16 protein-coding genes are annotated in these 23,957 nt (G+C 51.4%); 9 read left to right on the forward strand and 7 right to left on the reverse strand.

Going from position 1 to position 23,957, the window contains the following annotated elements; genetic code table 11:
- Window positions 1-71 precede the first annotated feature (71 nt).
- The 9 genes from dut (at window position 72) to M1L52_RS04130 (ending at window position 11,558) form a co-directional block, all read left to right on the forward strand.
- Window positions 72-506, forward strand: a complete 435-nt coding sequence (gene dut / locus M1L52_RS04090) for a dUTP diphosphatase (RefSeq protein ID WP_248613560.1) — start codon at window positions 72-74, stop codon at window positions 504-506.
- 140 nt (window positions 507-646) lie between these two features.
- Window positions 647-2,386, forward strand: coding sequence for a tetratricopeptide repeat protein (locus M1L52_RS04095; RefSeq protein ID WP_248613561.1), 1,740 nt, complete (start codon window positions 647-649; stop codon window positions 2,384-2,386).
- A complete protein-coding gene (locus M1L52_RS04100) occupies window positions 2,383-3,243 on the forward strand; it encodes a DUF4292 domain-containing protein (RefSeq protein WP_248613562.1) in 861 nt (286 codons plus the stop codon). The genes M1L52_RS04095 and M1L52_RS04100 overlap by 4 nt, the downstream gene beginning before the upstream one ends.
- 68 nt (window positions 3,244-3,311) lie before the next feature.
- Complete coding sequence (locus tag M1L52_RS04105; RefSeq protein ID WP_248613563.1) at window positions 3,312-4,883, forward strand: murein hydrolase activator EnvC family protein; 1,572 nt, start codon at window positions 3,312-3,314, stop codon at window positions 4,881-4,883.
- Between the two features lie 179 nt (window positions 4,884-5,062).
- Entirely contained in the window at window positions 5,063-6,742 is a 1,680-nt protein-coding gene (locus tag M1L52_RS04110) for a tetratricopeptide repeat protein (RefSeq protein ID WP_248613564.1), read from the forward strand.
- Window positions 6,743-6,832: 90 nt separating this feature from the next.
- On the forward strand, window positions 6,833-7,837 hold the full coding sequence (locus M1L52_RS04115) for a DUF4369 domain-containing protein (RefSeq protein ID WP_248613565.1): 1,005 nt from the start codon (window positions 6,833-6,835) through the stop codon (window positions 7,835-7,837).
- A 22-nt stretch (window positions 7,838-7,859) separates the two neighbouring features.
- Window positions 7,860-8,663, forward strand: coding sequence for a dihydropteroate synthase (gene folP, locus M1L52_RS04120; RefSeq protein WP_248613566.1), 804 nt, complete (start codon window positions 7,860-7,862; stop codon window positions 8,661-8,663).
- Between the two features lie 5 nt (window positions 8,664-8,668).
- Window positions 8,669-9,487, forward strand: a complete 819-nt coding sequence (gene cdaA / locus M1L52_RS04125) for a diadenylate cyclase CdaA (protein WP_248613567.1) — start codon at window positions 8,669-8,671, stop codon at window positions 9,485-9,487.
- Entirely contained in the window at window positions 9,456-11,558 is a 2,103-nt protein-coding gene (locus M1L52_RS04130) for an AAA domain-containing protein (RefSeq protein ID WP_248613568.1), read from the forward strand. Before cdaA ends, M1L52_RS04130 begins: the two co-directional genes overlap by 32 nt.
- 4 nt (window positions 11,559-11,562) lie before the next feature.
- Here M1L52_RS04130 and rnc read toward each other — a convergent pair whose 3' ends face one another.
- The 7 genes from rnc to M1L52_RS04165 form a co-directional block, all read right to left on the reverse strand.
- A complete protein-coding gene (rnc, locus tag M1L52_RS04135) occupies window positions 11,563-12,615 on the reverse strand; it encodes a ribonuclease III (RefSeq protein ID WP_248613569.1) in 1,053 nt (350 codons plus the stop codon).
- 57 nt (window positions 12,616-12,672) lie between these two features.
- The gene (gene fabF, locus M1L52_RS04140; RefSeq protein ID WP_248613570.1) at window positions 12,673-13,938 is read right to left on the reverse strand and encodes a beta-ketoacyl-ACP synthase II; all 1,266 of its coding nucleotides are present in this window, start codon (window positions 13,936-13,938) and stop codon (window positions 12,673-12,675) included.
- 167 nt (window positions 13,939-14,105) lie between these two features.
- Entirely contained in the window at window positions 14,106-14,342 is a 237-nt protein-coding gene (locus M1L52_RS04145; RefSeq protein WP_248613571.1) for an acyl carrier protein, read from the reverse strand.
- A gap of 210 nt (window positions 14,343-14,552) precedes the next feature.
- Window positions 14,553-16,463, reverse strand: coding sequence for a family 43 glycosylhydrolase (locus M1L52_RS04150; RefSeq protein ID WP_248613572.1), 1,911 nt, complete (start codon window positions 16,461-16,463; stop codon window positions 14,553-14,555).
- A gap of 19 nt (window positions 16,464-16,482) precedes the next feature.
- Window positions 16,483-18,069 carry a glycoside hydrolase family 30 protein gene (locus M1L52_RS04155; RefSeq protein ID WP_248613573.1) on the reverse strand — a complete coding sequence of 529 codons (1,587 nt, stop codon included), beginning with the start codon at window positions 18,067-18,069 and terminating at the stop codon, window positions 16,483-16,485.
- Between the two features lie 15 nt (window positions 18,070-18,084).
- Window positions 18,085-20,499, reverse strand: coding sequence for a rhamnogalacturonan lyase (locus M1L52_RS04160; RefSeq protein ID WP_248613574.1), 2,415 nt, complete (start codon window positions 20,497-20,499; stop codon window positions 18,085-18,087).
- A gap of 79 nt (window positions 20,500-20,578) precedes the next feature.
- On the reverse strand, window positions 20,579-23,935 hold the full coding sequence (locus M1L52_RS04165; protein ID WP_248613575.1) for a hypothetical protein: 3,357 nt from the start codon (window positions 23,933-23,935) through the stop codon (window positions 20,579-20,581).
- Between the last annotated feature and the right edge of the window lie 22 nt (window positions 23,936-23,957).

The following is a 23,957-nucleotide window of genomic DNA, read 5'->3' on the forward strand; positions in this document are numbered from 1 at the left end:
ATAACAAACAGAATTGCAATAACAAACAGAATTATAATAACAAACGAAATTACAATAACAGTTATAAAGAGATGAAGATTGAAGTAGTGAACCGCGGACATCAGCCGCTACCAACTTATGCCACGGCACAGAGCGCCGGCATGGACCTGAGAGCAAACCTTGACGAGCCAGTGGTGCTGCAGCCCATGGAGCGCCGACTCATACCGACAGGACTGTACATCGCGCTGCCAGAGGGCTACGAGGCACAGGTGCGCCCACGCAGCGGACTGGCCCTGAAGCACGGACTGACGGTGCTCAACGCACCAGGAACAATCGATGCCGACTATCGCGGAGAGGTGGGCGTGGTACTGATAAACCTATCGCAGGAGCCATTCACCATCAACGACGGCGAACGCATAGCACAGATGGTCATAGCACGCTATGAGCAAGCGGTGTTTGCAGAGGTGGAGGTGCTCAACGAGACAGAGCGCGGCACCGGCGGATATGGACACACTGGTGTTAAATAAACGCACAGACGAAACGAGGCGGAGAGAAGAGCCACCTTGTATTATGTGAATTTTTGCGTTTATTCATAAAAAAATTGTGGATGTTTGAAGAGAAATGACTACTTTTGCACACAGATTATAATCTTTTAGTAAAAAGAGTCTTGAAATTTAAACACTCTTACATAGTATTATTGTTGGCAGGCCTGTGTGTTACGATGAATGGCTTTGCCGACAACTACGATGTGAACAGGAGGTACGACACATACTTCCTGGAAGCGATGACGCAACGGCAGAAAGGAAACCACACCGAGGCTTTCCATCTGTTAGAGCGTTGTCAGCAGCTACGTCCCGACGCATCGGAGGCATACTATTTCCTTGCACAATATCTGACAGAGATGAAGCAGCAGGACCGTGCCTTCGACTATTTCCGAAAGGCAGCGGCCCTCGACTCCACCAACATCACCTATATGGAGACGCTCATGCAGGCGTATATTGGCAAGGAGATGTACAAGGAGGCGACGGTGACGGCAGAGCGAATATATAATGCCGACAAGAGTCGTCAGGAGATGCTGGAGATGATCTATAAGCTGGAGCTGCAGCAGCGTAACTTCGAGAAAGCCGTGGAGGTGCTCAACCGCATGGAGGCCATCGACGGAAAGAGTGAGCAGCTGTCGCTCTCGAAGAGCAGTCTCTACATTCAGCTGGGCGACAACGAGGCAGCCACCAATGAGGTGAAGGCGCTGTCGGAGCAGTATCCTAACGACATGAACTACCGCACTCTCTATGCCAACACGCTGATGATGGGCGGCGGTGACGATGAAGACCTTGCCAACGAACGACGACAGAAGGCACGAGAGATACTACAGGAGGTGCTGAAGGAAGAGCCCGACAACTTCCGTGCGCAGACATCGATGCGCACCTACTATATAGGAGAGGAAGACACCCTTCGCGCCGACTCGCTGACCCGCTGCATACTGCTTAACCCAAAGACGGCAGTAGAGGACAAGGTGACACTGCTCAGACAGGAGATAGGACGCAGCGAGCAGGACGGTGGTGACAGCACACGCGTGCTGGCGCTCTTCCACGAGATTCTCTCACAGCCCGAGCCCGAGGCAGACATGGCCGAGTTCTGCGCTGCCTACATGAACCTGAAGAAGATGCCACGCGACAGCGTCAGCGCCATGCTTGAGCGCACGCTACAGATAGCTCCCGACCACGCCTCGGCACGCCTGCAGCTGGTGCAGTATGCTTGGGACGACGGCGACAAAGAGCGCGTGATAGAGCTGTGCCGCGCCGCCCGACAGTATAACCCCGACGAGATGGCGTTCTACTACTATCAAGGCATTGCCTACTATCAGCTTGAAGACTACGACCACTCGCTGGAGGCCTTCCAGAACGGCATAAGCGTGATAACAGAGGAGAGCAACCCCGCAATAGTGAGCGACTTCTACTCTATCATGGGCGACCTGCTCCACCAGAAAGGACGCGAGAAAGAGGCGTTTGCCGCCTATGACTCCTGCTTGCAGTGGAAGGCCGATAACATCGGTTGTCTGAACAACTATGCCTACTACCTCAGCGAGAAGAACATTCAGCTGGAACGCGCCGAGCATATGAGCCATCAGACAATAATGGCAGAGCCGCGCAACGGCACCTATCTCGACACCTACGCATGGATACTCTTCCGCATGGAACGCTACGAAGAGGCACGCTCATACATAGACCAGGCTGTAGCTAACGACTCGGCACAGAGCAGCGTGATACTCGAGCATGCAGGCGACATCTATGCCATGTGCGGCGATACAGACAAGGCGCTCGACCACTGGACGAAAGCTCAGCAACTGGACCCTAAGAACAAGTTTTTAAAGAGAAAGATTAAAAAGAAAAAATATATTAAGCGATGAAGACCCTAAAATCACTGATGATTGCCGTTGCGGCAGTCGCACTGTCACTGACATCATGTAGCACGAAAAAGACACAGATGAAGGAAGTGGAGAGCATTATCAACAAGACTGACACGCTGACACAGAATGAGTTCCTGAACCTGGTGAACGTGTCATCTGAACAGAAGACACCGTATGTATCGTCGAAGGTGAAGTTCACCCTTGAGGTTGGTCCACAGAAAGTGAACCTCACAGGTAACCTGCGCATGAAGCGCGACGATGTCATAAGACTGCAGCTCATGGCATTCGGCTTTGTAGAGGCAGGACGCATGGAGTTTACGAAGGACTATGTGCTTATTGTTGACCGCATAAACAAGCAATACATGAAGGCTCCATACAAGTATATCGACTTCCTGCGCAACAGCGGCATTAACTTCTACACGCTGCAGGCACTCTTCTGGAACGAGCTGTTCATTCCCGGACAGGAGGACGTGAAGACCAACGACCTGTCAAACTTCACCACTGACATGGGTGGCGACGAGGCCGTCATCTACCTCGAGCGCGGAAAGATAAACTACAGTTGGCTGGCGAACCAGAAGACTGGTCGAATAAAGATGACGAACATCATGTACCGTGATCCTTACGAAGGCAACTCACAGCTCAACTGGAACTATGATGCCTATGGCTCACTGGACGGAAAGCCGTTCCCAAGCGACATGATCGTGACGCTCACCACACCAAAGAAGGAGGTGAAGATGAGCATCAAGCTGAACTACATGGGCTCTGACAGAAACTGGGAGCCACGCACAAGTGTGTCGGCAAACTACCATGAGGTGACTGCCGACGAGCTGCTGAAGAGGGTGATGTCGAGCCTATAAAGTGAAGAGTGAAGAAGGTTTAACTCGACGGCCCGAAGGGGAAAGTCAATTTGCTACCGCTAATTAAGGTGAAGAATTTGTATTATAAAGTCTTTGCGATGGTGTTCGCGCTACTGTTCTGCCTTGCTATGCCTGCACAGCAAAGCAAGACGAGACGTGCCAACACCACAACACAGAAGAAGACTCAACAGAAGACAACGGCTGCCAAGAAGACAAAACAGCAGAAGACTGCCACGACAAAACAGCAGAGCCGCAAGACAACAACAAAGAAGAGCAGCACGCAACAGAAGGGTAACACCACAAAGAAGACGCAGAAACAGCCCGAGACCATCAAAGGTTTGCAGAACGAAAGGAAAACCCTGCAGGCAAACAAAGCTGTAAACATGCGCAAGCAGGAGGAGCTGAAGCGCAACGTGAAGGCTGGCGTGGAGAACCTCATGATTCTTGATCACGAGATACAACACAAGCAGAAGGTAGTAGATACCATACGCCATGACATAACCAAGCTGAACCTGCACATCGGCCTGCTTGACAAACAGCTCGACATGCTGAACGACGAACTTGCTGAACGACGCAACCGCTACATGCAGAGCATGCGCTACATGCACCGCAACCGCTCAGTACAGAACCAGCTGATGTTCATCTTTAGTGCCGACAACTTCAACCAGATGTACCGCCGACTACGCTTCACACAAGAATATGCCGCCTACCAGAAGGCACAGGGCGAAGCGGTGAAGTCAAAGCAAAAACAGGTGGAAGAAAAGAAGCTGGAGCTGGCACAGTCGAAGAACAAGAAAGATACTCTGCTCACACGTGGCGAGCACGAGAAAAAACTCCTTGAAGGCAAGCAGACAGAACAGAAGGCACAGGTGGACAAGCTGAAGAAACAGCAGAAGACCGTGGAGGCACTCATTCTGGAACAGCAGCGACGCGAGGCCGAGCTTAACGCACGCATAGACCAGTTGATTGCCGAGGAGATAGCTCGCGAGAGGGCACGACAGGAGGCTGAGGCACGCCGCAAGGCTGCTGCCGAGGCTGCAAAGAAACGTGCAGAAGAAGAACAGAGACAGAAGGAGCTGGCAAAGAAAAGCAAGAGCAGCAAGAGCAGTAAGTCTAAGAAAGGCAGTAACGCAGAGCCAAGCAAGACAGTGAGCAGCACTACGGAGGTGGCTGTTGCCGAGCCTACAGTGAAGAAGCCAAAGGTGGAAGACTTCACCATGCCTGCCGAAGACCGTCAGATGACCGGCGGCTTCGAGTCTAACCGCGGACGACTACCATTGCCTATAACAGGTGCCTACCGACTGGTGCGCGGCTTCGGAACATACTCGCCGGAAGGACTGCGCCACGTTACACTGCAAAGCAACGGCTGGCATTTGAAAGGACAGCCCGGAGCCAAGGCACAGAGCATCTTTGACGGTGTTGTGAGCGGTGTCTATCTGCAGGGCGGCTCTTATATAGTCACCGTGCGCCACGGAAGATACATATCCGCATATATCAACCTAGCATCGGTAAGCGTGAGAAAAGGGCAGCAGATAAAGGCCCGTTCGGTTATCGGCTCGCTGGGATCCGACAACACCATGCAGTTCCAACTTAGAAACTGGAACACCCTGCTTAACCCATCACACTGGTTAGGACGATAGGCTGGTAAACGCATCAAAATGTAAGACACATTATAGCATAAACGTGTAGAAAATACATTATTATATTAATAAAAATAAAAAAATGCACATATATTGGTAATATATTGTGTTTTTATGCTTATCTTTGCAAGAGTTTATATGCACATTTATTGTGAATTACAATCATCTAATCAAATAATATGAACAAAAAACAAATTATTCTGCTGTCAGCAACCGCACTGCTGCTGACATCATGCTCCGGAAAGCTCGGAGAGCTTTCAGCTGACAATTTCAGCGTTAATCCAAACCCACTAGAGACACAGGCTGGTGAAGTTCCTGCAACCATTAACGGCATGTTCCCAGAGAAGTACATGAAGAAGAAGGCTGTGGTTACAGTAACACCTGAGCTGCGCTTCCAGACCACTAACGGCATGCAGGCTGTTAAGGGTACCAGCGCTACATTCCAGGGCGAGAAGGTACAGGGCAACGACCAGACCATCTCTTACCTCGTTGGTGGTCGCTACACCATGAAGACCAACTTCGCATATCAGCCAGAGATGCAGGAGAGCGAGCTCTACCTCACTTTCGACGCAAAGATAGGCAAGAAGACCGTTCAGGTGCCCGACGTAAAGGTGGCTACCGGCGTTATCGCTACATCTGAGCTCTACAAGAGAACACTCGCCAACACACAGGGTGCTGTTGCTCAGGACGCTTTCCAGCGTATCATCCCACAGAAGCAGGAAGCTAACATCAAGTTCCTCATTGGTCAGGCACAGCTTCGCAAGAGCGAGCTGCAGAACAACTCTGTACAGGAGTTCGTTCGCTTGCTGAACGAGATTGCTCAGGATCAGGAGAGCAAGGTTCTCGAGGGCATCGAGGTTTCTGCATACGCTTCACCTGATGGTGGCTACCAGCTGAACGAGAAGCTCGCCGGCAACCGTGAGAAGGTTTCTGAGGACTACCTGAAGAAGGAGATGAAGAAGATCGGCAGCAACTCACCTGTTGACACTAAGTACACCGCTGAGGACTGGGAAGGCTTCCAGGAGCTCGTATCTGCTTCAAACATCCAGGACAAGGATGTTATCCTCCGCGTCCTCTCAATGTACAAGGATCCCGAGGAGCGTGAGAATCAGATCAAGGCTATCTCTTCTGCTTTCCGTGAGCTCGCTGACGGCATCCTGCCTCAGTTGCGCCGCGCTCGCCTGACAGCTAACTACCAGCTCATCGGCCGTGACGACGACCAGATTAAGTTCCAGATCAGCAGCGACGCTTCTAAGCTGACCGTTGAAGAGCTGCTCTATGGTGCAACTCTCTATGACAACGACCTGAAGAGCGCAGAGAACGCATACAAGAAGGCTGTTGAGCTCTATCCTAACGACGCTCGCGCTTACAACAACCTCGCTACCATCGCTTACCAGAAGGGTAACCTCAGCGAAGCACAGCAGTGGCTCGAGAAGGCTCAGAAGGTTAACGCTAACCTGCCTGAGATCAACGCAAACCTCGGTCTCATCGCTCTCCGCAACGGTGACATCCAGGCTGCTGAGAACTACATCGCTAAGGCTTCTGCCGCTAACGGTGCCAAGGAGGCTATCGGCAACCTGCACCTCGCACAGGGCAAGTACGCTCAGGCTGAGCAGGACTTCAACGGTATCAACACCAACTCTGCTGCTCTTGCTCAGATCATGAACAAGAACTACAACGCTGCTGCCAACACTCTGAAGAACGTGAAGAATGCTGACGGCATGACCGACTACCTGAAGGCTATCGTAGCTGCTCGCACTGGCAAGGCTTCTGACGCTGCCATCGCACTGCAGTCTGCACTGGCTAAGGACGCTTCTCTCCGCCCATACGCTGAAAAGGACAAGGAGTTGAAGAAGTAATTCAACGATACTATCAAATGTGGAATGAGAAATGTGGTAATCCGACACTTCTCATTCCACATTTTCACTTTTATATCATTCACATTTCATTTGAAACATCTACTAAGCATATTGCTCATAGCCGTTCTGCTCGCGTCGTGCAGCTCGCGTAGAGGCAACTTCCGTCTCGAAGGCGAGTTCAGAAACATGAACCAGGCAGAACTTTACATCTATGATGCAGTAAAAGGACATAAGGACACTATCGGTGTGAGCCGCGGACGTTTCGTCTATGAGCGTGCGGTGGCCGACACGTCAACACTTGTCCTTATCTTCCCTAACTACTCCACAATACCCGTCTTCGCATATTCAGGAGCAAAGATAAAGCTGAAAGGCGATGTCTCTCAGCTGAAGAAAGTTGAGCTGAAAGGCTCTGACGAGAACGAAGACATGACAGCCTTCCGACTGAAGACAAGTCAGATGACTCCCCCTGAGGTGAAAGAGGCTGCCGCAAAGTTCATTGAAGAGCACCCACAGTCATACGTGAGCCTCTATCTGCTGAACCATTATTTCATAGAAACCGTTTCGCCTGATTATGAAGAAGCCTACCGCCTGAGCAACATCCTGCTCACGGCAACCCCGACACGACGACCCGTAATCCTGCTGCATAAGAGCCTCAAGACACTACATGCCGGTGCCGTGGGCAGTAAGCTGCCTGTCTTTGCAGTTATGGATATCAACAATAAAGTACTCACCACAAGCTACCTGCGCAAGAAGATCAATGTGGTATGCCTGTGGGCAAACTGGAGCTACGACAGCCGCAACACAATGTCACAGCTCAACAGACTGCAGAAGAAACACCCAGACAAGCTGGCGGTGATGGGCATATCCATTGACGCCACAAAAGACGAGAGCAAAGACTGGCGCCGACGCGACAGCATCAGCTGTGCAATAGTCTGCGATGGAAAGATGTGGAGCAGTCCGCTGGCACAGAGCATGGGACTGACAAACATCTACTCGAACATAATAGCCGACAAGAACGGAAACATCATTAAACGCGACATCGAAAAAAGCTATGACCTCAAGAAGGAGATAGAAAAGATGTTGGAAGAGAAATGACACTGTAAAGGAAAAAGACACCATGGACTATACTCTGAACATTAACGGACGACTGCTTTCACTGGAGAAGCCAGTGGTCATGGGCATACTCAATGCAACGCCAGACTCGTTCTATGCCTCAAGCCGTCAGCAGACGGAGAGCGACATAGCCCAAAGGGCAAGAGAGATAATAGACCAGGGAGGCACGATAATCGACGTGGGTGCCTACTCCACCCGACCGGGACATGCCGAGGTTACTCAGGAGGAGGAGATGAGCCGACTGCGCACGGCACTGAAGGTTATAAACTCGGAAGTCTCTGACCCCATCATCTCGATAGACACCTTCCGCCCTGACGTGGCCCGCATGGCAGTAGAGGAATACGGTGCTGCCATAATAAACGATGTTAGCGAGGGCAACGAACAGATGTTCCGCTTGGTGGCCCGTATGGGAGTGCCCTATATACTGATGTCAGTACAGCCCGACCTGCGCTCAACACTGCTCATGCTTGCGAAGAAGGTGCAGCAGCTGCGCGACATGGGACAGAAAGACATAATCATTGACCCTGGCTTCGGCTTCGGAAAGACCGTGGAGCAGAACTACCAGCTGTTCAACGAGATGGAAAAGCTCAGCGTCATGGAGCTGCCACTGCTGGTAGGCATCTCGCGCAAGTCGATGATATTCAAGCTGCTCGGCTGCACACCCAACGAAGCGCTCAACGGCACCACCGTGCTCAACACCATAGCACTCACAAAGGGTGCCTCGATACTGCGCGTACACGACGTAAAGGAAGCAGTGGAATGCTGTAAGATAACATCTCAGTTCTCACCTCTAACCTCTCACCCCTAACCTCTATGTTTATAGAATTTGGCATAAAAGACTTTATCGACATACTATGGGCAGCACTTATGCTCTACTACGTGTACCGACTGATGCGCGAGTCACGCTCGCTGAATATCTTCGTCGGTATAATGATTTTCATTGCCGTATGGTTCTTTGTGTCACAGATACTGGAGATGCGCCTGTTGGGCTCAATACTCGACAAACTCGTGTCGGTGGGAGTGCTCGCACTCATCGTCATCTTCCAGGAAGACATCAGAAAGTTCCTCTACGACCTCGGTGCCCATCAGCGCGTGCGCTCCATAGTGCGCTTCTTCTCTCCTAAAAATGACAATGAGCGCAACCAGACGGAACTGAAGAATATCATCATGCCTATCGTGATGGCATGCATGTCTATGGCGAAAGGCAAGGTGGGTGCACTCATCGTGATAGAACGTCACTCGTCGCTTAACGACATTGTGAACACTGGCGATGTCATCAATGCCAACATTAACCAGCGACTCATAGAAAACATCTTCTTCAAGAACTCACCACTGCACGACGGTGCAATGATCATTTCGAAACGCCGCATACGTGCCGCAGGATGTATCCTACCCGTGAGCCACAACCTCGACATACCCAAGAACTTAGGATTGCGCCACCGCGCCGCTCTGGGCATATCGCAGGAGACCGATGCCCTTTCGGTAATTGTGTCGGAAGAGACGGGTGCTATCTCTGTGGCAGAGAGAGGGAAGTTCCGCCTGAACCTCTCGGCAGAGGAACTGGAGTCTATACTCACAAACGAGATGGAAGAAGAGAAACATGACTCAACAAGTACAGTCGCCAATTCTTGAGCTTCAGCACCAGCAGCTATTGCTGCAGATGGAGTATGAAGAAGAGAAGAAATCATTTCAACAGAAGGTAGATGCCATAGGCATGCAGCGTCGCATAGAGCGTGGCGATGCATGGTGGCCCGTGCACTTCGTTCGCAGCTTCTACAACTCTCTGAACCAGTTCTGCGTGGAGATAACACGCACAAGGAAAGACGACGACGAGGCCGACCATAACTTTGAGTTCGGCAAGCCAGTGAGCTTCTTCAGAGAGAGTGGAGAGTTCTTGCCTTGCAAGCGTCCTTCGGCCGAGCGTAGAGTGGAGAGTGGAGAGTTTGCTACCGCAATTGATGGCAACTCAGAACAGAAAGCAAAACTGAACTCGAAACACAGTGCGGTAGCAAACTCTAAACTCTACACTCTCAACTCTCAACTAGCAAAGGGTACCGTCTCCTATGCCGATGCCGACCGCATGGTGGTGGCACTGCCCGATGATACCAATGTGGGCGACCTGAAGCAGGAGGGCATTGGCATACAGCTGTCGTTCGACGAGACCAGCTACCGCATGATGTTTGATGCCTTGGAGCGCACCATACGCGCCAAGGGACGTCTAGGCTATCTGCGCGACCTCTTCTATACGCCAGGCATGAAGGCTGAGACATTCTCGTTTCCCGACATACACTTCCCCTACCTCAACGCCACTCAGGAACATGCCGTCAACGAGGTGCTGAGAGCCAAAGACGTAGCCATCGTTCACGGTCCTCCAGGAACAGGCAAGACGACAACGCTCGTGGAAGCCATCTACGAGACGCTGCGCCGCGAGAACCAGGTGCTGGTATGCGCACAGAGCAACATGGCCGTTGACTGGATCTCGGAGCGTCTTGTTGACCGTGGTCTCAACGTGCTTAGGATAGGCAACCCTGTGCGTGTAGATGACAAGATGCTGTCGTTCACCTATGAGCGCCGCTTCGAGGCCCATCCCGACTACGAGCTACTATGGTCGCTGCGCAAGGCAATACGTGAGCTGCGCAAGAACCGCAAGCGTGGCGACGACAAGTACCACCAGAAGCTGGAGCGACTGAAAGACCGCGCTACAGCCCTTGAGATAGCCATCAACCAACAACTCTTCGGCGAGGCACGCGTCATAGCCTGTACGCTCGTGGGAAGCGGTCACAGACTATTGGAAGGCATGAAGTTCGGCACGGTATTCATTGACGAGGCAGCCCAGGCTCTCGAAGCCGCCTGCTGGATTCCAATACGCCGTGCGTCGCGAGTCATCTTCGCCGGCGATCACTGTCAGCTGCCGCCAACGGTGAAGAGCTACGAAGCACTGAAGGGCGGACTGGGAAAGACTCTCATGGAGCGCATCGTGGAACAGCATCCCGCCGTTGTCACGCTGCTCACCATGCAATACCGTATGAACGAAGAAATCATGCGCTTCTCCAGCGACTGGTTCTATGATAACATGGTACAGAGTGCGCCCGAGGTGAAATATCGTAGCATCCTCGACCTCGACCTGCCGATGACGTGGGTAGATAGTGGAGAGTTGAGAGTGGAGAGTTTAGAGTTTGCTACCGCAATTGATGGCAAATCAGAACAGAGAACAGAAATGAACTCAGAACAGAGAGCGGTAGCAAACTCTAAACTCTCCACTATCAACTCTACACTCGGAAGCATCTCCAACGCTTCCGAAGCTCGTCTCACCCTCCTTGCCCTTCGCGCCTATTATGAGATGATTGGTAAGGAGCGCATACTCAGTGAGCGGCTTGACGTGGGCATCATCTCACCCTATCGCGCACAGGTGCAGCTGCTACGCCGCATGGTGAAGAAAGAAGAGTTCTTCAAACCCTTCCGCAGCCTCATAACCATAAATACCGTCGATGGCTTTCAGGGACAGGAGCGTGACATCATCGTCATATCCCTTGTAAGAAGCAACGACGAAGGTCAGATAGGATTCCTACGTGACCTTCGTCGCATGAATGTTGCCATAACTCGCGCCCGAATGAAGCTTATCATTCTCGGCGACCGCTCCACGCTCTGTCGCCACCCATTCTATCGTAAGCTCTGGGAGTATATTCAGGGACTGAAGAATTGAGAGTTTAGAGTTTAGAAGCGAACGCCGCAGCCTCAGCAGCAGCAATAATCTCTTCGCGCGTCATACGCTCTTTCTGGTGAGTGATGTCGGAGAGAGAGAACTCATCGCTCGAGAGGTCCAGTTCAGCATCTTTTTCTTTGTTTCTCTTAGCGTTCACATCGTTTTCAGCCTCCTCAGCACTCGTTGGCTCCTCCGTCTGAACAGATTTCTGCTCAATGATGAAGTTGGTCTTCTCAGCCTCCAGGTCTGGTGCTACAGCTGTCGGCTCCTCCTCCATCTTCGTGCGCTCACTCTTAGCCTGGAAGATGGCATCGATGAACTGTGGCTCGCGGCGCAGACGCTGCAGCGTCTCCCTTGACGCCTCCTGCTGTGCCTCTTTCTTGGAAAAGCCCTGTCCACAGCTGCCTTCCACCCCTTCAAGCATCACCATGAAGCCAAAGACAGGCGAACCCTGTTTGTCGGTCTCCTGCTTCATCATCTTGAACTCCATGCGCACACGGTTCTTCTGGGTCCATTCCAACAGCTTCGACTTGAAGTTCACCTCCTTATACGCCACCTTGTCGATGTTCACCATCTGTGCGAGGATACGCTTTTTCATGAATCGCATCACAGCTGCATAACCCTGGTCGAGATATATTGCTCCTACGAGCGCCTCGAAGGCGTTACCTGCCATGTAGCTGTTGTGCGAACGCGATTGTCCTTTCGACTGTATAAGGTCTGTGAGTCCCATCTCCTCAGCCAGCTTACCAAGTGTCTCACGGCTTACGAGCTTAGAACGTGTGTTGGTGAGAAATCCCTCGCGCTTGCCTGAGAAGTGATCATAGACAATGTGTCCCACCACTGCGTCGAGAATGGCGTCACCAAGGAACTCCAGTCGCTCATTGTTTAGCGGCTTGCCCTTGTCGCCTCTCTGTGAAGCGCTCTTGTGTGTCAGTGCTATCTTGTAATAGCTTATGTTCTCGGGATAGAAACCAATGATGTTGTATAAAGAAGAATAAAGCTCCTTCTCCTGACGGAAAGGGAGCTTTATTCTGCTAATGATATCCTTAATCCTCATACTTAACTTTCGTTGAATTTTCTTTCGCTCGATAATGAAAGCACGCTTTCATTATTCTCACTTATCCGAAAATTTTTTGAACACAACGCAGGCATTGTGACCGCCGAAGCCGAAGGTGTTCGACAGACCAGCGCGAACGGTGCGCTTCTGTGCCTTGTTGAAAGTAAAGTTCAGATTATAGTCAATCTCAGGATCCTGGTCATCGTCAGCGTGGTTGATTGTTGGCGGAACGATGTCGTTCTGAACAGCCAGCAGTGTCACCATTGCCTCTACGGCACCGGCAGCACCCAGCAGGTGACCAGTCATTGACTTTGTTGACGAAATGTTGAGCTTGAAGGCTGCATCGCCGAACACCTCCTTGATGGCCTTAGCCTCTGAGATGTCACCAACATGAGTTGATGTACCGTGAACATTGATGTAGTCAATATCCTCTGGCTTCATATTTGCGTCCTCAAGAGCATTCTTCATCACGAGCTTTGCGCCCAGACCCTCTGGGTGAGAAGCGGTGATGTGGTGAGCATCGGCACTCATGCCGGCACCAACCATCTCTGCATAGATCTTTGCTCCGCGAGCCTTAGCGTGCTCCAGCTCCTCAAGGATGAGACAGCCGGCACCCTCGGCCATGACGAATCCGTCGCGTGAAGCGCTGAACGGACGGCTTGCCTTCTCTGGCTCGTCGTTACGTGTAGAGAGAGCCTTCATTGCGTTAAAGCCGCCTACACCTGTCTCACAGATGGCAGCCTCAGCACCACCGGCAACGATAGCGTTGGCCTTACCCAGACGAATCAGGTTGAAAGCATCAGCCAGTGCATTTGAAGAAGATGCACATGCAGATGCAGTGATATAGTTGGGTCCGTGGAATCCGTACATGATAGAGATCTGACCGGCAGCGATGTCGGCGATCATCTTAGGAATGAAGAATGGGTTGAACTTTGGACCCATGTCGTGATGAGCACCATAGTACATCACTTCATCCTCAAAAGTCTTGATACCACCGATACCTACACCGAACACAACGCCAATGCGATCCTTATCTTCCTTCTCCAGATCCCAGCCGCAGTCCTCAACAGCCTGCTTTGCAGAGATCAGAGCCAACTGTGTGTAACGGTCCATCTTGCGAGCCTCCTTGCGGTCGAGATAGTCATCGACATTCAGGTTCTTAACCTCGCAAGCAAACTTTGTCTTGAAGTTGGTGGTATCGAAACTTGTAATAGGAGCTGCACCGCTAACACCTGCAAGAAGGTTCTTCCACGTCTCCTGTGGAGTGTTACCCAATGGTGTAACGGCACCCAGTCCTGTTACTACTACTCTTTTTAATTCCATAATTTAGTGAAAAAAGAAAAATGAGAATTGAGAACAATGATTAGACCATGTTTAAGAAAAGTCTATTCATAATAAAAATTGAGAATTATGATTGTCACGAACACTACAAGGAGCCCCGAAACTAATCATAATTCTCAATTGTCAATTCTCAATTATCAATTGAAAAATTACTTCGAGTTCTCCTCAATATAGGCAATAGCGTCGGCAACAGTGCCAATCTTCTCAGCCTTGTCATCGGGGATGCTGATTCCAAACTCCTTCTCAAACTCCATGATGAGCTCTACAGTATCCAGAGAGTCTGCACCAAGATCATTTGTGAAGCTAGACTCGGGCTTTACAACAGCCTCGTCAACACCCAGTTTGTCTACGATGATTGCCTTTACTTTGCTTTCAATTTCTGACATGATTTTTTCTCTTTAAAATGTTAATACTTAATTTCTTATCTTAAAAAACGGTGCAAAGTAACACATTTTCTTTGACTTACGCAAATTTTTACCAAAAAAACTGCTGCCTCTTTGCACACCCCACCCTCATGTGTGCAGGTTTTCAGCACTTTTTCTTGTATTTTTTACACTTACAGTTACAAATAATGTCTTTTAAGAGAAAGAATCACTTCATGGAAGAGCATGAGGTAACGAGGTGGCTGATGGTGGAATGAAGTTTATCTTTCCATCCTTGCCGTAGCTCATTGGCTCAGCAATAATGCTACGGCTGTAGCTTCCGCCATCGGGTAAACCACCGTTGTGAGAGAAGAACAGCCACTGACCCTTAAACTCAACGATAGCGGGGTGCGTGGTGTTTGAGTTGCCCGCAATCTCGCTGATAATGCCCATAGGAGTGTAGGGGCCACCTATATTATCTGCTACGGCATAGGCTATTTTCTCGGGCCATTCAGAGGCGTAGGTTAGGTAGTATTTACCGTTCTTGCCTTGCAAGCGGTCTTCGACCGAGCGATATTTATGCATCCACGGCGCCTCAGTGAAGCGAGGAACGTCAATCTGGTGAATGTCACCATCAATCTCAATCATGTTATCCTTCAACTTGGCATAGTAGCACTCTTTATTTCCCCAAATAATATAAGATGTTCCGTCATCTTCTGTGAGAATGGCGGGATCTATGCACGCCCAACTATGCTTCGAGGCGAAGCAATCCTTGTTGGTGAGCAGTGGTTTTCCGAGTGCGTCCTTGTATGGGCCTGTAATCTTGTCGCTCACGGCCACGCCGATGCCACACCAGTTAGTCGAGACATACCAATAATACTTACCATCCTTGCCTTTGGCCACATGTCCGGCGTAGGCTTGTTTGCTGCTAGCCCACTTGAAGTCCTCGATGCGCAAGGGTGAGGGATGTTCCGTCCAGTGCTTCATATCGGTGGTCGAATAGAGCAGCCAGTCCTTCATCACGTAGCCCGACTGGTTGCCAGCAGCGTCGTGTCCGGCAAAGAGCCACAGTGTGTCGCCCTCTACTATCACGGCTGGGTCGGCGGTGTGCTTGTCACGGATGATGGGATTGCCGTTGCTCTCGAATTTGTGAGTCAGCACATAGCCCCATTTCTGTTGCAGACGATCCAACTCGTCGGCTGTCACCGCCATCACCGTACCGTGACGGGGGAAGAAGTCCTTGCGGAACGACTCCGGCTCCTTGGTAAACGTCTTCAGGTCCTTCGACCGCTGAAATTCGTAGCGGCCTGAGCTGTACAAATCGTACATCAGAATATATTCACTCCCACACTTAAACACCCCGCTTCCTTCCACATGCGTCCTCGTGCCTGCGTATGCATCCAAATACTTGAAGTCCTCCTTATATGGTCCTGTCAACTTCTTAGACGTTGCCTGCTGGATACCGTTCTTGATTTCCTTACCGTTTTCGTCCTTTGTGTTGCCCTTATAGAAAAGGTGATACACACCGTCCTTGTAGATAATATCGTTGTCTATCGAACCGTACTTCGCAGCAAACAGCACCTTCGGCTCGCTCTCGAAAGCCGTAAACTCCTTGTTGGCGTAGGCATAGTAGGTGATGAGCGTCTTACGGTCATTGCGCTGCAGTGTAAAGTATATCATGTATTTTTTCGCCTTACGGTCGTAGATGGTCTGCGGAGCCCACACCCAATAGGCATCGCTGAAGTTCTTGCTCCAGTCCTTTGCGAGGTTGATCTTCGCATGCGTCCAGTTTACGAGGTCTTTCGACTTCAGCAGCACAATGCCGGGATTGGAGCCCCAGCCCTGCTTCGGGTCAAACACGTGCATATCCGTTGCCACGATATAGTAGCAGCCGTCTTCTCCCCTTAGGATGTGCGGGTCACGTATGCCACCGCTCTCGCTGATGCTGTCGCTGGCTATGATTGGTCTGTTGCCATTCAGCGCATACCAGTTCTGGGCATCCTCGCTCACTGCAAAGCGCAACTGCTCCATCAGGTTCGTATCACCACTACCCTCGAAGTAGGCGAAAAGGTAGCCAGACATTTCTTGTGCTGAAGCCTGTAAGCCCATGACCAACAGGAATAGGATTGTCAGTTTTTTCATCATATTTTCGTTTTGGTTTTCGTTATCGTTTCTTGCTTAGTCCCTCTACAAATGTATTGAAGGAATGGGGGGCGAGGCTAACGTTGAGATATTTCTTGCCGAGCTGGATGCTGAGGGACTTCGCCTCATTGTTGGTATTGCCGCAGATGACAACACGCTTGCCGTCGGGACGCTTGAATACGATGGACTGAATGCCGTCTTTTATCGGGTAGAAGGCGATAAGCGTGCTGCCTGGCTCAACGAAATGGGAGAAATGTTTGTAGGCATAGTACTCAGGAGTGTATCGATAGGTACGGTTAGCCGAGCGTACTTGCACAAGGGCGTTCTGCTTCCAGCCCCATGCGCTGCGGCCCTGATCGCAAAGTATGAAGTTCCAGTTATAGTACTCGTCACAGCCACGACCGATATACTCGTGTAGCAGGTAGAAGGTGTGCTCACCGGCACGCCAGTCCATCTGTCCGTTGCCACACTCGCTCTCGCTGCTAATCATGTGCAGGTCGGGATGATGTTCGCGCATAAAGTCAAGATTCTCGCGACCTTCCCACTGGAAACCAAGTCCCGAAATGAGTGGAGAGTGGAGAGTGGAGAGTGGAGAGTGGGCTGGCGCAGTGAGTGCGCTGACAATTTTTTCTACGTAGTCCTGACGGTTCGTATTGAATGTACCTACATAGAGCTTCACCTCGGGATGCTTCTCTTTCAGCGTGGGTGCCAGATATTCCTTGTTAAACTTGATTGTTCCCTCCGCCGTCCATGCACAGCCAGGATATGGCGTATAGCTGTAGGCCTCGTTCTGATACATCACCATGTCGATGGGTATATTCTCCTCAGCATAGAGGTCGATGAACTTACAGAACATGTTCGCGTAAGCCTGCAGGTAGCGCGGGTCTTGGATGAAGTAGTTCTGAGTGGCCAACTTCTTGGGGAACAGACGTCCGCGCTGTCCATTGGCAAATTTCATCTCGTCAGGATCAACGACGGACTCTTGGTTTCCACTCCCCTCGCCCTTCGGGGAGGGGCTGGGGGTGAGGCTAAAGAGCAGGTAATCTTTTTCCTTCGGCTGCGTGTTAAACGGTGAGCTGGCCACACAGTAGTCCTGATTAATCTTCATCCACGAGGGCGGACTCCACGGCGACACCCAGAAGGTCATCTTGGGTTGCCACTTTTGTGCCATCTTGATGAGTTGTATGACGTTCTCCTTATCGTGCTCGATGTTGAAGTACTTCAGTTGGAAGTCGCCTGCCACCGTGTCACACGAGTACCACGCACGGCTGTAGTCATTAGCGTTCATCGTCAAGCGTCCGCGAGTGAAACGCAGGTCACCGTCAGGCGCAAAGATGTCGTGCATTATCTTTTCCTGCTCCTCCTTCGTCAAAAGGCGGATGGCATCGAGGTCGAGCTCATTGAAGCAGGTGCCCCAAGCACGGAACTGACGTTCCGAGTTGAGAGTTGAGAGTGAAGAGTGAAGAATAGGCTGCGCCTTGGCCTTCGTCGAGAGCGAAGCCTTGCCTTTCGTCTGCCACGGTGCCTGCTCTGTAGTGGTGTACTGTGTGAACGTCTGTGCCATCGCATGGGTGGCAACCAGACTGAGGATGCATAATACTTTTCTCATCTTTGAGATGTGCTTTTATAGAATAACGTATTTCTTGCCGTTTTTGATATAAATGCCACGCATTTTTGTTACATCAACCTTGCGACCTTGCAGGTCATAGACCGCTCCCTCGCCCTTGGAGAAGGTTGGGGTGATGTTTTCAATGCCACTTGGAACTTCACCATTGATGCTGATTGCCACAGCATTCTTAAGACCATTTGAAGGCTTTATAGGATTCACAACAATGTAAGAGATATCCTTGACAGCCGTCTGACCGCTAAGTGTCAGGGTGCAGAGCTTTTCGTCCTGAGTGAGGATGAAGTTATCGGCTGCAACCTCAGTGTTATCCATCAGTACAACCTTCTGAAGGGTGGCACCAGTGCAGTTGTTATAGTGGATGGTAACAGCTCCTGCTGCTTCTCCAGCGAGAGAAGTGACTGTGAAGCGAGCTGCGGTGCTGTCGGGCAGATAGTAGCCAAGATGAGGTGGCTGATTGTAACCGCTGTTCTGCCACGTGATGCCGAGACGATATACATGGTCGGTCATCAGACACGGCACGCGGGCAGCGGTCTCGTGAGCGGTAGAGAAGATATTGAGCGTCTGCTTGTCCTCGTTGTTGAAGACGATGATCTCCTCGCGCCAGTCGCCGAAGATGTCAGCCTGCAGACAGGGTGAGTTCTTCGTGCCGTTGCAGGTCACGCTGTATCCGAGCTCGTAGAGGTTCCTGCCATCGACACCTATTCGTCCTTGGTTATATTTCACCAGATAGGGCTGGTTGTGGTAATTGCCGATGCCATTGAAAATCTCCTCGTAGATGTCGCCGTCCCAGTAGATGCGGAAGTTCTGTTCGGGGGCGCCGCCAACGACACTGCCCGTAGTAGCGTTGTAGAGGCTGCCGTTGCCGAAGCAACTGAACTCCTGACCGCGCTCTTCGGTGAAGTCGGCAGCAATGCCGCGGGCCGTATCACCATCGCCTGTCATGTGGATGAGCAGTTCACCTGTGGCAGCATCACAGACGTGCATGCCGAAAGGCGGGTCTTCATGAATCTGGAACACCTCCAGTCCGGGACGGTCGGGCATAAGGTCGGACACATGGAGGGCATCGCCGTGACAGAGGCCTGTGCTCCAGAGCAGGTTGCCGTCGTGGTCGATGGCTGCCGAGCCATAGATGACTTCGTCCATGCCGTCGCCATCAACGTCGGCACAACTCAGATTGTGGTTGCCTTGGGCATAGGCAGTGGTGAAGTTAGTGTTTGCGTAGGTGGCGTGAGCGTAGGTACGAACGTCCTTCTCGCCATTACCCTCGGTCTTCATCGCTGTCTTCGATGAGATGCTGGCGTGACGCCAACGTGTAGAAAGCTTCGAGCCGTCGAAATCCACCGCCCAGAGATAAGAGCGTGTGTAGTAGCCGCGACACATCACGGCACTGGCATGTGTGGGATTCTGAGCATCGAGATGAGCCACGGTAGCGAGATAACGCTCCGAGCGGTTACCGTAGTCATCACCCCACAGGTCGGTACGCAGTTCAGGAGCACCACCCACGAAGCAACCGCGGTTGGGATTGTAATAAACGGTGTGGATGGCGTGACCGTCCTGTCCGCTGAACACGGTAAGGAACTCGGGACCGTACATCACCTGTCCGCCGCCGTTCAGGTATTCCTTCTCGTTGTCGGTGGCCTTGATGACAGCCTCATCAGCAGCCTCGGTGATATAATTGCCTGCGCCGTCCTTGGTGCCAGGGCCAGTCTTCACGATGAACTCTGCCTTGCCATCGCCGTCGAAGTCATAGAACAGGAAAGGCACGTAGTGAGGACCCGAACGGATGTTATGTCCCATATCGATGCGCCACAGCTTCTGCGCAGTCATCTTGCCGTCGGTCTCCAGAATCTTGTAGCAGTCGAAGATGGTGGGACCGGTGAAGCCGCCCTGCGAGTTGTCGGCAGGGTTAGAAGGCTCCCACTTCACCACAATCTCATATCTGCCGTCGCCATCAACGTCGGCCACTGAGCAGTCGTTGGGTGAGTAAGTGTAGTCAGAGTCGTGGAACGTACCGCCAGCAGGACGGTCGAGCTTCAGCGTGTTGTAGATTCCCTGCCAAGGCGTTATGGCATCGGTAGTGCTTACCTTCTCACCGTTTCGCTTTGTCACGATGCTGTACTTCGCCGTATTCGACCCTTTCGTATCAAGGAAGTTCGTCGAGTTGTTGATGTCTGATGCCACCACTTCTCCGTTGCGCAGCACATCGAAGGTAGTGTAGTCATCGTCGGTAGCGAGCATACGCCAGCTCACTAAGTATTTACTGCCTGAAGCTGACTGTGGAACAGCCATCACATGCCTCATAAGAACCTCACCCCAGACCCCTCTTCGAATGGCGAGGGGAGTGGTTACTTGTGCTACTGAAATGCTTGTCAATAATAAACTTATTGCGATTAGAAATACACTGCGTTTCATATCTGTTTCTTTTTATATAATGTTTCTGTTCTTGAAGGTATATACTCCCCTCTCTCTTCGGAGAGGGGTTGGGGTGAGGCTATTTCCCCAAGTATTCCAGTTTCCAGTTGTCAATCATCACCCAGTCGCGACGGATGGTGGTTGTCTTGCGCAGTCCTATGCGGAGCAGACCGTTAGTCACCTGTACCTCGATACTGTTGTCCTTGTAGTAATCCTTTGCGAAATAGACTGCCGCTGCCGACATGGTGTTGGGCACCCACCAACTGCCGAGGTTAATCTCTCCATCCACGCCCAGCTTTGAGGTTGGAGCGCCTGTGAAGATACTCTGCACCTTCGTGGTCGTGGCCTTACTGTTGGTGGTGACGTAAAGCTCAGCGTTCAGAGGCTCGTTGCCGCTCTGTTTCGCTTCGTAGGCAGGACCCTCGAGACCAGCGCGATAGAATCCCTGCAGACTCAGACGGTAGATGCCGTCGGGCAGTCCCTGAAGATATTGATAGGTGTCGAAGTTAGTATTGAAGAACTCTGCATTCTGCAGGTTACTGTTGGCATCGATGCCTGGTTGCACATTGCCCTTCCAGCCCTCGTTGTCGTTGTTCTCATAACGAGGATTGGTGATGAACTTGTCGGTCACGTCAATAGGATTCTCTCTTGAAGCTTTGGAAAGCTCGTCCTCCAACAGTTTGGCAGTGATGCTGGCAATGGCAGTCTGTATATCTGCCAATGTGCTGGCGGTATTGTTATAGACAGCCTCTTCCTCGACCACATCCATGCCAGCATCCTTTGCCTCGTCGATGAGTTCCTTCAACTGTAGCGCAGCCTTGTAGGTGGCCATGTCAGTGAGATACTGGTTGTATGCACTGGGAGTAGCCACGGTCCAATCAGTCAGATAAAGGTCCTCACCTGGTTCCTCAGCCTCCATCAACAGGGCAGCGAGGTTCGTGCGATATTCGCCCCCAAACAGGTCGAGACCCATCATCGCACTGGGATAGTTCTCTTGGTTGTAGGTCTTGTTCGGTGCAGCTATCATCAGCTTGAAGGTGCTGTTGCCGTTGTCAACTACTTTCCACCAGCACTCAGTAGCACTCTCGGCGTCAACAAACATCGCGCCATTCGTGGTTACGAACAGTGTGCGCCAAGCGCTCTTGGCATTCGAGTAGTTGGTGAGCTTATATACTTCTCCGCTCTGCACAAATTTGCACTTCAGTCCCTCTTCGCCCACACTGGCCTGTGTTCCGTAGGAATTGCCCTCGGTATAGAAGCGCTGGGCATTGACATTATAAAGGTAGCACTCCTGACCGGCAACGAATTCCGATGTGACGAGCTGCGGACGCTGCCATACGCCATCGTCAGCGGTCGCGTCGAAGTTCAGGTTCAGTGATGAGACATTTGTTTCCAATTGGAAATAACTGCGGAAAGCATCAACGGTCACGTTGCCAGACACCTTCTTCAGTTTGTTGCCGTTAAGCACATAGCTTCCCTGAGGAGCTGTGACAGCGATATAGCTGCCTGCCTTCACATTGCCGTTGCCTGTCAGTGCTGTCACGTCAGCGGTGCCACGATAGATATAGGTCTTGCCTGCCTCAGGTTTCTTCACCTCTTTCAGGTTGAGTGTCGTTCCATTGATGCTCTTCGGCTCATAGAACGTGCCGTTGGTAGCACCGGTAATGGCGAATGGCAGACAAAACACATCAGGCGTTCCTGCTTCTATGGTACGATAGTAAGTAGCTTTTGTAGCGATGAAATCGGCAGAAGCAGTAAAGTCAAAGCCATCCCACAGAACAAAGTTGGCCACCGCTCCGCTCACGAGCAGGTTGTTCAGTTTTTCTTCAGCTACGGTCTTGATGTTGCCATTGGCAGTGAACAGGCTGTTAGGATTATCCGTAGTGAGGTCACAGCACACAGCATGATTCTGTGCATCCACACCGTCGTTGTAATCAACGGCATACTGGTTTGTACCGTCGCTCATATAATAAAGGTGTACGTCGGCAATGCCTTTCCAGTCGGCTCCGTTCAGGTCGAACTCGATTGTGAGGTTGCCATCCTCTGCCAAAGTGCCAGTAGCCGTGAGCCACTGCCATCCCAAGGCTTTGTCGGCATTACTGAAACCGCCCGCCGTGCTGTATGGCATCATCACACCATTTGAGTTGAGAGCGGAGAATTGAGAGTTGAGAGTTGTTCCGCAGTTCGTCACAACCTCACCCTCATTATTTGCAATGATTGCTTGAGCAGTTGTTCCGCTTGCGCCACGCACCACAGCCACCACCTTATAGGTGCCGGCAGGCATGTTGTTCAGTATCTGTATCATGCGGGCATTATCGTTGGTGCTCTCATAGTCGTAGCCATTGCCGCGATAGAGCGTGCAGAGGGTGCGTGTGCCGCCGCGCCAGCCACCATCGCCTTTGGCAAATGACGGGTTCTTCACAAGACTGGTTGCATTGCCCTTGGCAGCTTTTATCGCAGTCAGGTTCTCAGCCACTACAGCAGGGTCGGCAGTTGCCTCGCCACTCATCGCCCATGCCACATAGTCGTCCTCGGTGATGAGCGCCCAACGTGCGAAGCTTGGCTTCGTGGCTGTAGCATTTGTCTCCTGCAGGTACATGGTCTTTCCAGCCACCTCGGCGCTGGTCTCAGTGAAGTCGTTGGTATAAATATAGAACAGCTTGTCGCCATCCTCTTCCAGCGTCCACTTCGTGCTGCTGTCATCGCCGTCGCTCCACAGGTACTGACCTTTATAAACACCTATCTTCAGGTATTTTCCTGCAGAGCCTGAAAGCAGGTATTTGCCAGATGTTGGCGTAACAGTGGTGAGAGCAGAAGGCACATCAGACAGCGAACGGTATTCGGTATTCAGGAACTGCTGGTTCAACACATCATAAAGATAGTACTGTCCCTCGGCAGTAGGCACGTCGCTGCGGTACTGTGCGGGAATAGCTTTCTCCATGGCTATAGCAATATAGTCGCTGGGCTTTATCAATGCCCACTTACAGTCATCCGTAGGCTGCGTGGCAGCGTTCGTACCATTTATATAGTAGATACCTGTCTGATCATTCAGAGTCTCGCTAACCGTACGGTGAATCTGATAGACGTTTGTCTCACCGCTGATGGCATCGAATGCCCACAGGTTCTCGCTCAGGCCTACCGTACCGTCAGTCCACAGGTACTGGTTGTTCCAGTAGCCGGTCTTCAAGTACATGCCATCGGGAAACATCACCGTCCATGCCGTACCATTCTTAGTCACCTTCACCTCGGCTGGTGCATTCGTCAGTCCGGGGAAGTTGTTGCTCAGACGCACCATGAACTGCTGTTGCGTCACATTGTAGAGATAGAACTCGCCCGATGCCACTTCGGAGAAATAACTCGAGGAAATTCCTACGGCCTTGGCTCCCACTACCGAAAGCAGGGCTGCAAAGATGAATGTCAGTACTCTTTTTGTCATACGTTTATAGTTTTTATGTTTT

The organism is Prevotella sp. E13-27 (genome assembly GCF_023217965.1).
In the GTDB taxonomy this organism is placed as follows: domain Bacteria; phylum Bacteroidota; class Bacteroidia; order Bacteroidales; family Bacteroidaceae; genus Prevotella.